A 13,223-nucleotide genomic window follows, 5' to 3' on the forward strand; every position below is an offset into this window, starting at 1 on the left:
GACATGCCTACTGTTTCTCCGCGTCGGCCGTCTGGGCCTCGGCGCGCTTCATGTGGAACGCCGGACTCTTCACGATTCCCATCACGAACGACGAGAACTTGTAGTCATTCCGCGCGGCATCACGCGCGATGGCGCGCACCGTCGGCTGATCGAAGTCCTCGACGCGGCGGCCGATCGCGTAGGCCATGAGATTCTCCGTGAACGTGCGCACGAGCGGAATCGGTCGCTTGAGCAGCGCGTTCATGAGCTCCGTCGGACTCGCGACCTGCGTGCCGTCGTACAGCTTGCCCTGCGTGTCGAGCAACACGCCGTTTTCGCGATACCGCCACCGTCCCGTCACGTCGAAGTTGTCGAGCGACAGGCCGATCGGATCCATGAACTGGTGGCACGCGTTGCACGTCGGATTGCGGCGGTGGATCTCCATGCGCTCGCGCGTCGTGAGCTGATGGCCGTCCTTGCCGTCGGCCGTCTCGTCGAGCGTCGGTATGTTCGGCGGCGGCGGGGGCGGCGGCGAGCCAAGCAGCACCTGCATCACCCACTTGCCGCGCAGCACCGGCGACGTGCGGTTCGCGACGGACGTTTGCACGAGCATCGAACCCTGCCCGAAAATGCCGCGGCGGTTGGAGTCCGGATACTGCACCATCCGGAAGTCCTCGCCCGACACGTTGGGAATTCCATAGTGCTCGGCCAGCCGTTCGTTTACAAAAGTATAATTAGCGTTATATAAATCCATCATGCTCTTGTCGCGGTGCACGATGTCCGCGAAGAAGAGCTCCGTCTCGCGCCGCATGTCGTCGGCCAGCTGCTGCGTGAAATCCGGGAACCAGAACGGATCGGGCCGCACCTTGTCGATGTCCGAGAGCCTGAGCCACTGGCCGGCGAACCGCGTGGAGAGCGAATTCGCGGCGCGCGGATCGGCCAGCATGCGCTTGGCCTGCTTCTCGAGCATCGCGGGGTTCGACAGCTGATGCTTGGCGGCGAGCGCCAACAACGTATCGTCGGGAATGCTCGACCACAGGAAGAACGAGAGCCGGGAGGCGAGCTCGTAGTCGCTCAGCTCGTAATTCGTCCCGCTCGTGACGTTCAGCGGCGCCGTCTCGATGCGGAACACGAAGTAGGGGCTCGCGAGCAGGGCCTGCAGCATCGAGCGAATGCCTTCCTCGAAGCCGCCGCCGTCCGGATTGCTCTTCGCCGCGCCCTTCGTGTAGAACGACATCAAGCCGTCGACGTCGTGCTTCGTCAACGGACGGCGATACGCCTTCATGCCGAGCCGGTTGACGATCTGCTGCGCGCACGCGGTCTCGCTCAACTTGGCCGACGGGCGACACGAGAAGATGATCTTCCGGCTCGGCGTCTCGGACAGGCCGACGGTCTTCTGCGGCCCGATCACCGACAGGTCGAGCAGATGCGGCGGCGCGGTGGTGCCGGCGCTCGCGGTGCCGTTCGACGCCAGCGACCATTCGTGCGGACGAATGAGATCTTCGTACGGCCCCTCGAAGCGACGCACGAATGCCGCGGACACTTTCTGCTGGCCCGCCTTCACGAGGATCGGCTCGGTGACGAACTTGTCGACGCCCAGCGGCAGATCCGCCGAGTTCACGGACTTGTCGACGTTGCGCTCGTACTTGATGAGCGAGACACGCTGGCCGTCGATCGAGACGTCGACGTCCTCCAGCTCCATGCCCACGCCGCCTTCGATGTTGATCTTGAACTGGTAATAGCCGTCGGCGGGGAAGACGTGATCGGCGACGATGCCGCCGCGCGTGCCGTACGGCGTTCCCTCGATATGATCCCAGGGATGCTGCGAGATGTAGGACGACACGGGATACGTCGTCTGCGCGACCGCGGCCTTCGTGTCGCCAACGGCCAAACGGCTCACCGCGGATGCGGCATTCAAGTACGACTCGAGCAGCGTCGGCGACAGCGCCTGAACGTCGGCGATGTTGTCGAAGTTCGCGCTCTTGGTATCGAGCGGCAGATAATCGCCGGCGTTGATGTCGACGCCGAGCAGATCTTTTACAGCATTCTCATACTCGTCGCGGTTGAGCCGCTGGAACGGACGCGTGCCGGCGTTCACCGGCGCACCGTGGTCGATCACGTTCTCGATCGTCTCGACGAGCGAGAGCAGCGTGTCGCCGCCCGGACGCGGCACACCCGGCGGCGGCATCATCTGCGCGCGCAGCTTGCGAATCATCAGCTCGCCGACGTCGCGGCGGGCGACGATCTTGTCGACGTCGAAATCGTCGAGCGAGAGATTGCCGGTCATGTCACTCGAGTTGTGACACACGGAGCAATACTGCGCGACGACTTGATTGAGCGCGGCGGAGGAGACGCGCGACGGGCGATGGGCGATGGGCGCTGGGCGATGAACGGCCGAAGGCGCAGGACCCGCCGGTGCGAAGAACGAATGCGCGGGGTTGCCGCCGATCGCGGTGCCGACGCGAAATGCGAGAACGGCCGTACTGGCCGCGACGATCGCAAAGAGGACCTTCACGCTGAGCCTTCCTCCGCGCTTACGAAGGGGACGAGGGGCGGTACGGCCTTACAAACCACGCGCGTCGATCGACTGCACTTGCCAGAATCGATGGGTGGGACGACCGGGCCAGAAATCCGCGCAAGTCGCCTCTCGCCATCTATAGTTGCTTCTACGTACAAGCAATGTCCGGCGTTTAAACGGCCATCGCAAGGCGCAGATTGTATACACAACGGGTCAACCAATTGGCCTGAAGCGGCTTGCGGCCCCCGCACGGTCATCCCCGCGCTACCGCTCGCTACGCGTTGCTGAACCGTGCTCAATCTTGCTGCACCTTGCTGAACCTTGCTGGATCTTGCTGGATCTTGCTGGATCCTGCCGACGCGCGCCGCGCTGTTGGCGCTTGCTACCTCGCGCCAATGAACTCGATCTTTCCGGTGCTATCCCGCTGAACGATGCCCGAGAAGACGCCCAACTCCTGCCGCCGCCACCACGCTCCGGTTCTCCGCTTGGTTGCCCAGTCGGTGAACCAGTACTGCCACAGCACAGTGCGCACCGCCGCGGGAGGATGCCCTCCGAACGGATCTCGGCGAAACAGCCGCAGCACCGACGGGCTGCCTTCGACCAACCGCTCCTGCGCCGCGACCACCCACGGCGACCCCTGCCACGGCCCGAGCGACGCGAACCACAAATTCCACTCGAAGCGCGGCTGATAGGGCGCGTAGACGCCCGGCCGCTCCATGACATCCTGCGGCTTGTAGCGGAAGGGATAGACAGTCCATGTCCTTCCGCCGTCGCTCGTGCCCTGAAATTCGATCTCGTAGCGCGCGACGGTCATCGTGGCGAAGAGGCCATACGCGTTCGCGATGCGGAACGGCTCGAGCGCGCGCTCGGGCGCGGCGAAGAAGCTGCGCGAGCCCGGCGCGAGGAAGGCCCAGAGCGTGGCGTAGAAGATCCAGGCGAGAAAGAAAGTCTCGGCGACCGCCCCTCGCGTCATCCCGAGCGAGCCTTTCCCCCCTCCTGTCATCCCGAGCGAGCGAGCGAAGCGAGCGAGTCGAGGGACCCCCGTCCCGGCGGAGGAGCTCTCCTCGGCGTACGGGGGTCCCTCGACTCGCTGACGCTCGCTCGGGATGACATACGCTCCCTTACGCCCTCTCAGGGCGACACGTTGCAGCACCCTGTCATCCACCAACAACACCCCGAGCATGAGCACCAGATAATTCAAAAACGCATAATTCGCCGTCGCGATGATCCCGATCTGCAACAACGTCGTCCCGAACGCGCACCACAGCCGCAACCGCCTCGGCAAGAACACCGCCCACACCACGAACAGCTCGATGCCGAGCGTCACGCCGACCGTGAACGCGTGATACCAGTGCGGGAAATGCTGGACGTACCAGCCCGGCCACGCCGGCAGCGGACCATTCTGGTAGTAGTCGTCCATCGCGGTGAAGTTGCGCCAGTGCACGTCGCCGCTCATCAACTTCACGAGCCCTGACTCGAAGTAGATCCGAAACCACTCCCAGCGGAGCATGAAGAGGCTGATCCGCGACGGCGGATCACCGCCCCCAAGTCCGGGGCGAAGACCGCGCGGCGCGAAGCACACGGCGATCGCGCCGGCCTCCAGCAGCATCCCGTCCGATTGATACGACGAGAAATCCTGCAGCGTCGTGACACACGACAGAAACAGGAGCGTCGCCACGACGAGACTCAGGCGCGGCCAGATATTGAGCACGATCGCGATCGAGCTCACGAGCCCGAGTGCGACGACGATCGTCAGCGCACGGTCGCCGGCGCCGAGCCAGAAGAGGCTCGGCACGTACCAGAAGCGCGCGGCGCCGGCGGCCGCGGCGACGTCGGTCAAATACTGACCCGCGGGCAGAATGCCCCGCTCGCCGATCAGTCCATGAATCTGAAACGCCAGCGAGTAGAACGCGGAAAAGAAGATCGCGCCAAGCGCACGCAGAAAAATCCAGCGCGGCCGGAGATATCCGGCACCCGCATCGGCGCGATTGGTCACACGTCCGGGGTCCGCATCTTCGGCGCCACGCGAACCGCGGTGCCGTAGCACAGCACTTCGCTCACGCCCTTCATCACTTCGGTCGCGTCATAGCGCACCGCGATGAGCGCGTTCGCCCCGAGCGCCCTCGCGTGCTCCACCATGGCCTCGAAGGCGTCGGCGCGCGTTCGCTCGCACAGCTCGGTGAGCAAGGTGATGTTGCCGCCGCCCAAAGTCTGTAGCGAGGCGCCGATGGTGCCGAAAATGGAACGGGAGCGGACGACGATCCCGCGGACGACGCCGAACGTTTGCACGATGTCGTAGCCCGCGATGTCGTTCGCGGTCGTCGTAACGAAGTCAGGAAGCTCGCGCAGAGGCATGGTTGGGCTCGGCTGAGGCTGAGAGATCGACTAACTTACCAGGTGATGGAGCCGTTCGCCGAATCAACGTGTCGGTTGTGCCGCGTCGCGACCGCAAAAGTGCACTTCACCGAGGATAGCCGCGTCATCGACGTGGACTGTCCGAAGTGCGGAAAATTCCGGGTGGAAATCCCCGGCTATCACATCACGCTCGACGCCCTCTCGGGCGCGCAGCGTCTCGAGATCTCCACGCACATTCAGGCACGGCGGAAGAAGGGCGAGGCATCGCCGCTCGTCACGCTCGAGTATCTGAACGAGTTGGTGAGCGCCGAAGCACCGCCCAAGTCGCCCGCCGACGAATCGCAGCGGCCCGCGTAATTACGCGTCGTCACGCATCGTCACGCATCGTCACGCATCGTCACGCGATCCATCCGCTCTCCCGCGCATGCCGCGCGACGCCACTCGTATCCTCGGCCAGCACCAATGACGAACCCGCCGCGCGCACTTCGTCCGCGAGTGCACGCACCGCCGCCGAACGCTCCGCATTCGCGCTGACGTCGCGAATGTAGATCGCGAGAATGCGCCCGCGAAATTCATGCGTGATCGCGCGGTAGATCTCCGGATCATGCTGACTGGTGTCGCCGATCAGAATGAACGGCAGCGACGGATAGAGCGTCAGGATCTCTCGAATCAACGGCTCCTTGTAGCGCCGCAGCTCTTCGCCATGTAGGGCGTTCATGCTCACGTCCCAATCGCGAAGCAGAATTGGGCCCGCCGGAATTTCCTTGAGCTCCAGGAATTCGGCGATGACGTCGTACAAGTTCCACGGGCTCGACGAGACATAGAAGATCGGGTTGCGACGCTGGCCGTCGCCGCCGCGCTCGAGTGCCCGATAGAACGACGCCACACCCTCGAATGGCAATCGCGTGCGCGCATTTCCCAACGCGAGCGCGCGCGCCGCCGACAACACATTCGATACGCCGGATTGAATCACGGTGTCGTCGAGATCGCTGATCACGCCGAACGACGCCGTCTCCCGCGGAACGCGAATGTCGGCGGCCGCGAGCACGTCCGGTTGATTCGCGCGTAGCGGCGCCAGCAAGCGCAGTCGCGCGCGCTGCCAGTCCTCAGCCGAGACCGGTCGAACGACCTCCATCCATTCGCGAAAGAATCCTTCGTCGTCGGCGACCACTTCGCGCACGACGTCGTCGAACGTGACTCGCACGCGCGCACGCGGGACGCCCGCGCTGCCGATTCGCTTATAGGTGTTGATCAGATTGCCGATCGCGCTGTCGCTGTCGCGCGACGGACCGATGTCGCGCGATTCCAGCACGCGACCCTGGACCAGCATGCGTTGGTGCGTGCCGAACCCGCGGTACGCCTGAATCTCATACGGCTGCGGACCGGAGCCGGCGAGGATGCGAAGGCCCAAACGTTCGGCCTCGTTGAATACCTCGCCGGCGAGATCGCCCAGCCGGTCCCGCCAGCCGGGCGTCACTCGTAACGCAACGCCTGGATCGGATCGATGCGCGACGCCCGCAAGGCCGGCACGTACCCCGCCGCGAACGCGACGATGAGCAGCGACAACGCCGCCATTCCGAATACAAGCGGGTCGGTGCCCTTCAATTGATAGAGCAGCGACTGCGCGCTCTTGCCAAGCGCGATCGCGCCCGCGAGTCCGATGATGCCGCCGATCAGCGTCATCACGCCGACTTGCCGAAGCACCATCGAGCGCACGCGCGAGCCGTCGGCGCCGAGCGCCATGCGAACGCCGATCTCGCGGGTGCGCTGCACGACCGAGTACGCGAGCACGCCGTAGAGACCGATCGCCGCGAGGATCGTCGCCAGCACGGCGAACGCCACCGACATCGTGCTGATCATCCGATCGAGGAAGACGTTGTCGCGCACTTGCTGCGGCATCGTCTTGAGCTCCTCGATCGGCAGGTTGGGATCGATGCTGTGCATGGACGAGCGAATCGCCCGCACGATTTGATCCGTCGGCAGCGCGCTGCGCAGATAGAACGTCATGTTCGGGACACGGCCCACCTGACGATACGGAAGCACGTAGACGGGGGGAATCTGATCCTTGACCTCCGAGTACTTTGAATCCTTCGCGAGCCCGATGATCTCGATATTGAGCGAGTCGTTGCCGACGGACATGTGCTTGCCGACCGCGTTGCGGCCGAGGTTGAACTTCTTGGCGAACGCCTCGTTGACGATCGCGACTTGCTGGCCGGTGCCGTCGCTCGCCGTGAAGTCGCGACCCGAGAGCAGCGGCACGCCCAGGACTTTGAAGTAGTTCTGGCCGACCGCATTGAATCGCGAGTTGTCGTCCGTGTCGGGATCCTTCTTGAATCCCTCGACGGACACTCCGTTGCCCCAGTTGTTGCCGGCAAGAATTGGAACCATCGCCGTCGTCACGCCCGAGACGCCCGGCAGCGACTGCATGACGTCTTCGATGCGCGCATACAATGCCGTGCCGCGCGTGCTGTCGTATCCGCTGAGTCCGGGCGAAATGCCAAACGTCACCATGTTGTCCACCGTGATCCCCAAATCCACACGGCTCACGTTGCGCAAGCTCTTGATGAATAGCCCCGCGGCGATGAGCAGCGCCATGGAGAGCGCGATCTGCGCCGTGACGAGCGACGTACGAAAGCGCGCGGCGCCGCGGCCGCCCGACAACTTGCCGGAGTTGTTTCGCAATTCGGTGACGAGATCGGGCCGCGTGCTTTGCAGTGCCGGAACGAGCCCGAACAGAATGCCCGTGATGAGCGAGACGACCGCCGTGAACGCGATTGCGGCACCGCTCAACGTGAACGGCATCGTCGACGTCACCTCGGGCGGCAGCATCGCGGTCATGCCGCGCAGCGTCCAGACCGCGACGCCAATTCCCACGAGGCCGCCCATCACGGCGAGGAGCACCGACTCGGTGAGCAGCTGCGTGATCAGCTGTCGCCGAAGCGCGCCGAGCGAGAGGCGGACCGCCATCTCCATCGAGCGGTTTGCCGCGCGCGCCAGCAGCAAATTGGCGATGTTCGCGCACGCGATGAGCAGTACGATGCCGGTGATCGAGAAGAGCAGCAGCAGCGGCGTCTTCGATTCCTTGATGATCGAGCTCTGCCCCTTGCGGCCGTCCGTCAGCTTCAACGTCTTCGCGCGAAATCGCGACAACGTGGCGGCGCTCATTCCTTTTTGCAACGGCGCCTCGACGTCGTCGATGATCGGCTTGTAGACGGTATTGCCCGCGTTCGTCGCCTGTTCGATCGACGCGCCGGGTTTGAGTCGCGCGAACAGATACACCCAGTAGTTGCGGCGGTTCTCAAAACCATGGAAGCCGCCGTCGATCGCGGTGCGCATGCTGATCGGGATGTACAGGTACGGACGCGCACCCATCGTCGTTCCGTTGAAGCCGCGCGGGCCGACGCCGACGATCGTGAACTGCTGTCCGTTCACCGTCATCTTCTGCCCGAGCACGTTGGGATTCGAGCCGAGCTGGTTTTCCCAGTAGGCATAGTTCAGCACGGCGACGTAGTTCGCGCCGATGGTCGCATCATCCTCGGGCGCGATGAGCCGGCCGATCGTCGGCTTGATGCCGAGGACGTCGAAGTACGATCCGGAGACGAGCATCAACTCGCCGTTGAGCGGCGTCTGTCCGGGCATCGCGACGTTGGCGCTCATCAAGCGATGCGCCGCGAGGCCGGAGAACGCGGTCTTTGCCTTCTCGAGATCGCGGAACATCGGATAGCTGAAGATCTCGTCGCAGCCGCCCGCCTGATTGCACGAGTTCGAGCCGTACTGCGGTCCGGGGTTCCCCAGATTCACCAGCCGCTCCGGATGCGGAACCGGAAGCGGCCGTTGAAGAATCTGATTGAACATCGAGTAGATCGCCGCATTCGCACCGATGCCGAGCGCCAGCGACAGAATGGCGACGACGGTGACGAAGGGCGTCTTGAAGAGCGTCCGAAAAGCGAGCTTCAGATGGCGCATTGGAGTCGGTGATGGCCCATGGCCGTACGCGATCGGCGGGACGAGAGTTCCACGGTATCTGACAGCCCGGAACACGTATGGGTTGGGTCGGCCGACTCCAGTCGCCGTACAACGACTACTTCACGGCGACGTCCAGCGCGGTTCCGCTCGTCCGACGCGCGGCGAGGTTCCATTCCTTCTTGCCATCGACGATGGAGCCCGCGATGCCGGATGGAGTGAACCGAAGGGTGACCTTCGCCATGCCGTTCGACACGCGAAGCACGCCGGTGAGCACGCCGTCGTTCACCGCGAGGTGATCGATGATCGCGGGACCCGCGTCGTCGGTGAGCATCGTCGCCTCGAGACACCCTTCGATGTTCTCGAGCACGATCATGCCGATCTTGGCGTTCGTGCTGTCCTTGGTGAGCGCGGTGAATCGATAGGTGCCGGTTTGTGTCGGCGTCGGACACGCGTTCGACGGAGCGGCGAGCAGCGAAGCGGCGAGCAGCGCGGAGAACAACATGGTGCACCTCTCTCTCTCTCTGAGAATAACGGACGTCCTGCAGTGACCTCTTCTACGTGATGAGACACACGCGAGGTTCAATGAGGATGTTCAGATGATGTACGTCTTCGGTGGGCGGACCGAGTCTGTTTCGTCACGACTGTGCACGCGCGCGGAGAGGCGTGTTGCGGTATGAAGCCGAGTCGTGGCCGAGCGCTGTCGCGTGGTCCCTCGAGGAGGGCCGCTTGGAACCGTGACAGGCTGGCGGTCGGTGCATGAACGCGAAAAAAACGACAATGACAGACCAGATCTGACCAGATCTGAGAAAACCACAACAGCACAGCAAGCTGTTTTCAGATCTCGTCAGACGTGGTCCGTGGTTGCTGTTTCCCTGCTGTTCTTCGCCGATGGTATCCCCGCCCGAGTCCGGCAGCGCCGGACCTTGTCCACGGCCCACTTCGCCGCGGCACGGATTCCGCACTTCTCTCCGCGCGGGACCCCCACCGTCTGACTGGAGTGCGCTCGATGAGCGAAGGGCAGAACACGGCCGAATTGCGCGGGCTGGATCAACGCTACGAGGTGCTTGGCGAGCTCCGCGGCACCGACGCCGTTCGTACATATATCGGCAGGATGAAAGACCCCGCGGCCGAGGTCGCCATCATGGTGGTCCGCGCGCCGGGGCAGAACAACGAGCTGTCACACCTCGCGTCCGACGCACGCATGCTCGTGAACATGTCGCACCCCGGCATGATTCGCGTGATCGACGGCTGCTGGCTCGGCACCACCGCGTTCGCCGTCGTCACCGATCGGGTGAACGGCGACTCGCTCGGTGAACGGCTCGAGCGCGGCGAGCAATTCAGCAGCCCGCGCATCGCCGCCATTCTCGAGGACGTGAAGGCCGTGCTCGACTGGGCCCGCGACAAAGGCGTAGTGCATCGCGGCGTCACGCCCGACACATTGATCTTCGAGCAGGGCAGCGATCGTGTCCGTGTGTCACTGGGGCCGACGCCGATTGCCATGAGTGGAGTGCCCGACGGCGCGGGCGACGCGCGCACGATCGCCATGCTGGCCTGGGCCATGTACGCCGGCAAGCCGTACGGCGAAAGCGACTCGGTCGAGCCGCTCGCCTCGCTCGCGCCGAACCTCGCGACGCGCGTGACCGACGCCGTGACCAAGATGCTCGCGGCCAAGGACCACGCGGCTGCCCCCGACGTCGCGACCTTCATCGCGACGATCGCCGCCGCCGACGTGCTCAAGCAAGCCGAAGTCGAGATCGCCGCGATGAAGGAAGAGTACGACGAACAGCACGCGCGCGAGCTCCAGAAGTGCGAGGTGCAGCGTCAGGAGACCGAGCAGCACGCGGCCGAGCAGGCATCGATTCTCGCGGGAGAACGCGAGGAATTCGATCGCATCATGTCGGACGAGCGCGCCGCCATCGAGGCCGAGCGCACCGCGATGGCATCTGAGCGCGCCGAGTTCGATCGCTTGATGAAGGAGCGCAAGGACAAGCTCGCGGCGGTGCGCGCCGAGCTCGATCAACAGCGTGCCGATCTCGAGCGCCGCTTGTCGGAGCTCGAAGCGTATCGTCTCGAAGTCGAGCGCGTCCGCAAGGAAGCGTTGGCCGCGGGCGCGGCTGTCGCCGCCACGGCGGTACCCGCGCCGCCGCCGCATCTCAAGAAGCCACCCAAGACGGATTGGGAGAAGTTCGAGGCGATCGACCAGGACGAATCGGATCTCGTGGCGGTGGGCGGCGAAGGCGGACGCCCGCGCTGGATGATTCCTGCGGGCATCGCGACAATGCTCATCATTCTCGTCGCCGGCATATTCAGCTTGACGCATCGCACGAATTCGGCGCCGGCGATCAGACTCGGCAACTCGACGGTCGTGCCGACGGCGCCCGGAATTCCGCCGGCACCCGCGGTGACTCCACGCGGTGGATTCCTCACTCAAACCGCCGGCGGCGCGCTCGCACCGAACAAGTTCAGCGCGACGCCGTTCACGCGTCCCGATTCATCGAATCCGGCCGCCGCCGCGGCTCCGATCGACAGCACGTCCGCGCACACGGACAGCACGCATCGCGCGAATGCAACGGCGTCGAATCCGGCTGCTGATTCCGCTGCCGCGGCACGCCGGGCGGCCGCACGGCGCGAAGCCGCTCGCGAACGCGCGGCGGCCGAGCGCGACTTCACGAATCCGACGCCGCGTCCGATTCCTGATCCACCGGCGGACAGCGTGGCGAAGCCAGTACTGCCCCCGCCGGCGCCAGTGACACCGCGCCGCGACACGGCGACCGCCCCGCGTGATACGGCGCGCGCACGTCCGGACACGGGACGTACGCGCCCCGATACGACGCGCGTGCGGCCCGACACGACGAGGAAGTAGCTCTACGTCTTTGTCATCCGCTGCGCGCCTCCGCTCGGGATGACCAACGGCGATGTCACTACTATTTCGACATGACCGCTTCAGCACAGTTCCCGGCGGAGATGTCCACCGACGGCGCATTCGTGCGACAGAAATATTCGATTCGCGGCCGCATCACCGCCGACGGATCCTCGGGATTTCCCGCCGTGCCCGGGCGCTATCATCTCTACGTGTCCCTCGCGTGTCCGTGGGCGCACCGCGCCATCATCGTGCGCAAGCTGCTCGGGCTCGAGGACGTCATCTCGATGTCCGTCGTCGATCCCATTCGCGACGAACGTGGCTGGGCCTTTCGCGAGGGCGACGGTCATACGCACGACCCGGTCTGCGACTTTCAATTTCTCTCCGAGGCATACCTCGCGACCGATCCGTCGTACACCGGACGCTACACCGTGCCGTGTCTCTGGGATCGGGAGACGCGTCGCCTGGTCACCAACAACTATCCTGACATCACGATCGACTTCGAGAAGCAATTCAAGAAGTATGATGAGCCGGGAGCTCCCGATCTCTATCCCGAACCGCTGCGTGCCGAAATCGACCAGCTGAACGCGCACGTGTATCGCGACGTCAACAACGGCGTGTACATGGCGGGCTTTGCGACGACGCAACGTGTCTACGAGCGCGCCGTGGATATGCTCTTCGCTCGGCTCGATGCGCTCGAGGCGCATCTCGACGAGCGCACCTATCTCGTCGGCGAGCAGCTCACCGAAGCGGACATTCGCCTCTTCACGACGCTCGTCCGCTTCGACGCGGTGTACGTCGGCCACTTCAAGTGCAACATCCGGCGCTTGATCGACTATCCAAATCTCTGGGACTACGCGCGCTTTCTCTATCAGCAGCCGGGATTCCGTGAGACCGTCAACTTCGATCACATCAAGCGGCACTACTACATGACGCACGATCAGATCAATCCGAATCGCATCGTGCCGAAAGGGCCGGTCGTCGATTGGAGCGCATCGACGCGGCGCGGTGCGCAGCCGACTCGGTGATCACCGTTCGTGCCGCTCGCGACGACGAGCTGCCCGTCGTCGCCGATCTCATTCGGCGCGCCTATGCGGAGTACGGCACGATCATGAGCCCGACGTCATGGGCCGGACTGTCCGCGGCGATCGAGACCGCGCTCGCATCGAGCGAGCCCGCCGAACGCATCGTCGCGGAGGACGACGGGCGCATCGTCGGCGCCGCGATGCTCTATCCGCCGGCCGCGAATGCCTATGGCGACGCCGCGCGCCGCGTGCGTTGGCCGGAAGTGCGGCTCGTCTCCGTCGATCCCGCCATGCGCGGACGCGGCATCGCGCGCGCGCTCATGGCCGAATGCGTACGCCGCGCGCGCGCGGCCGGCGCTACCGAGATCGGTCTGCACACGTCCCACAGCATGCAGGCCGCCATCCGCATGTATCGCGCAATGGGCTTCGAGCGCGCACCGGAATCCGACTTCCAACCCCCCGGCGCCGAGCGCGTGGAAGGGTATCGGCTCGCACTCGGCGATTAACCTCGATTAATCTC

10 protein-coding genes are annotated in these 13,223 nt (G+C 64.6%); 4 read left to right on the forward strand and 6 right to left on the reverse strand.

Annotated elements, in window-relative coordinates; genetic code table 11:
• Positions 1 to 7: 7 nt before the first annotated feature.
• The 3 genes from VN706_12135 to VN706_12145 all read right to left on the reverse strand — a co-directional run bounded on the left by VN706_12135 (position 8) and on the right by VN706_12145 (position 4,852).
• Complete coding sequence (locus VN706_12135) at positions 8 to 2,494, reverse strand: DUF1592 domain-containing protein (GenBank protein HXT16375.1); 2,487 nt, start codon at positions 2,492 to 2,494, stop codon at positions 8 to 10.
• A 385-nt stretch (positions 2,495 to 2,879) separates the two neighbouring features.
• Positions 2,880 to 4,493, reverse strand: a complete 1,614-nt coding sequence (locus VN706_12140; protein HXT16376.1) for a lipase maturation factor family protein — start codon at positions 4,491 to 4,493, stop codon at positions 2,880 to 2,882.
• Positions 4,490 to 4,852: a YbjQ family protein gene (locus VN706_12145; protein HXT16377.1), complete on the reverse strand. Its 363-nt coding sequence runs from the start codon at positions 4,850 to 4,852 to the stop codon at positions 4,490 to 4,492. The genes VN706_12140 and VN706_12145 overlap by 4 nt, the downstream gene beginning before the upstream one ends.
• A gap of 99 nt (positions 4,853 to 4,951) precedes the next feature.
• Here VN706_12145 and VN706_12150 point away from each other — a divergent pair, with 99 nt between their 5' ends.
• Complete coding sequence (locus tag VN706_12150) at positions 4,952 to 5,209, forward strand: hypothetical protein (GenBank protein ID HXT16378.1); 258 nt, start codon at positions 4,952 to 4,954, stop codon at positions 5,207 to 5,209.
• 40 nt (positions 5,210 to 5,249) lie between these two features.
• Here the strand turns inward: VN706_12150 and VN706_12155 are convergent, their stop codons facing one another.
• The 3 genes from VN706_12155 to VN706_12165 all read right to left on the reverse strand — a co-directional run bounded on the left by VN706_12155 (position 5,250) and on the right by VN706_12165 (position 9,320).
• Entirely contained in the window at positions 5,250 to 6,329 is a 1,080-nt protein-coding gene (locus VN706_12155; protein HXT16379.1) for a phosphatase domain-containing protein, read from the reverse strand.
• Positions 6,326 to 8,818 carry an ABC transporter permease gene (locus tag VN706_12160; protein ID HXT16380.1) on the reverse strand — a complete coding sequence of 831 codons (2,493 nt, stop codon included), beginning with the start codon at positions 8,816 to 8,818 and terminating at the stop codon, positions 6,326 to 6,328. The genes VN706_12155 and VN706_12160 overlap by 4 nt, the downstream gene beginning before the upstream one ends.
• 115 nt (positions 8,819 to 8,933) lie before the next feature.
• Positions 8,934 to 9,320, reverse strand: coding sequence for a hypothetical protein (locus tag VN706_12165; protein ID HXT16381.1), 387 nt, complete (start codon positions 9,318 to 9,320; stop codon positions 8,934 to 8,936).
• Positions 9,321 to 9,824: 504 nt separating this feature from the next.
• Here VN706_12165 and VN706_12170 point away from each other — a divergent pair.
• The 3 genes from VN706_12170 (at position 9,825) to VN706_12180 (ending at position 13,209) form a co-directional block, all read left to right on the forward strand.
• Positions 9,825 to 11,681 (forward strand): protein kinase, encoded by a 1,857-nt coding sequence (locus tag VN706_12170; GenBank protein ID HXT16382.1) that lies wholly within the window; start codon positions 9,825 to 9,827, stop codon positions 11,679 to 11,681.
• Positions 11,682 to 11,752: 71 nt separating this feature from the next.
• Complete coding sequence (locus VN706_12175) at positions 11,753 to 12,706, forward strand: glutathione S-transferase family protein (protein HXT16383.1); 954 nt, start codon at positions 11,753 to 11,755, stop codon at positions 12,704 to 12,706.
• Entirely contained in the window at positions 12,703 to 13,209 is a 507-nt protein-coding gene (locus tag VN706_12180; protein HXT16384.1) for a GNAT family N-acetyltransferase, read from the forward strand. The genes VN706_12175 and VN706_12180 overlap by 4 nt, the downstream gene beginning before the upstream one ends.
• Positions 13,210 to 13,223 lie beyond the last annotated feature (14 nt).

It is taken from the genome of Gemmatimonadaceae bacterium, assembly GCA_035606695.1.
Taxonomy (GTDB): Bacteria; Gemmatimonadota; Gemmatimonadetes; order Gemmatimonadales; family Gemmatimonadaceae; genus JAQBQB01.

Bases quoted from the DNA above. Each gene is read 5' to 3' on its own strand.
- VN706_12145 (HXT16377.1), bottom strand. From the start codon at position 4,852: ATGCCTCTGCGCGAGCTTCCTGACTTCGTTACGACGACCGCGAACGAC.
- VN706_12170 (HXT16382.1), top strand. From the start codon at position 9,825: ATGAGCGAAGGGCAGAACACGGCCGAATTGCGCGGGCTGGATCAACGC.
- VN706_12160 (HXT16380.1), bottom strand. From the start codon at position 8,818: ATGCGCCATCTGAAGCTCGCTTTTCGGACGCTCTTCAAGACGCCCTTC.
- VN706_12175 (HXT16383.1), top strand. From the start codon at position 11,753: ATGACCGCTTCAGCACAGTTCCCGGCGGAGATGTCCACCGACGGCGCA.
- VN706_12165 (HXT16381.1), bottom strand. From the start codon at position 9,320: ATGTTGTTCTCCGCGCTGCTCGCCGCTTCGCTGCTCGCCGCTCCGTCG.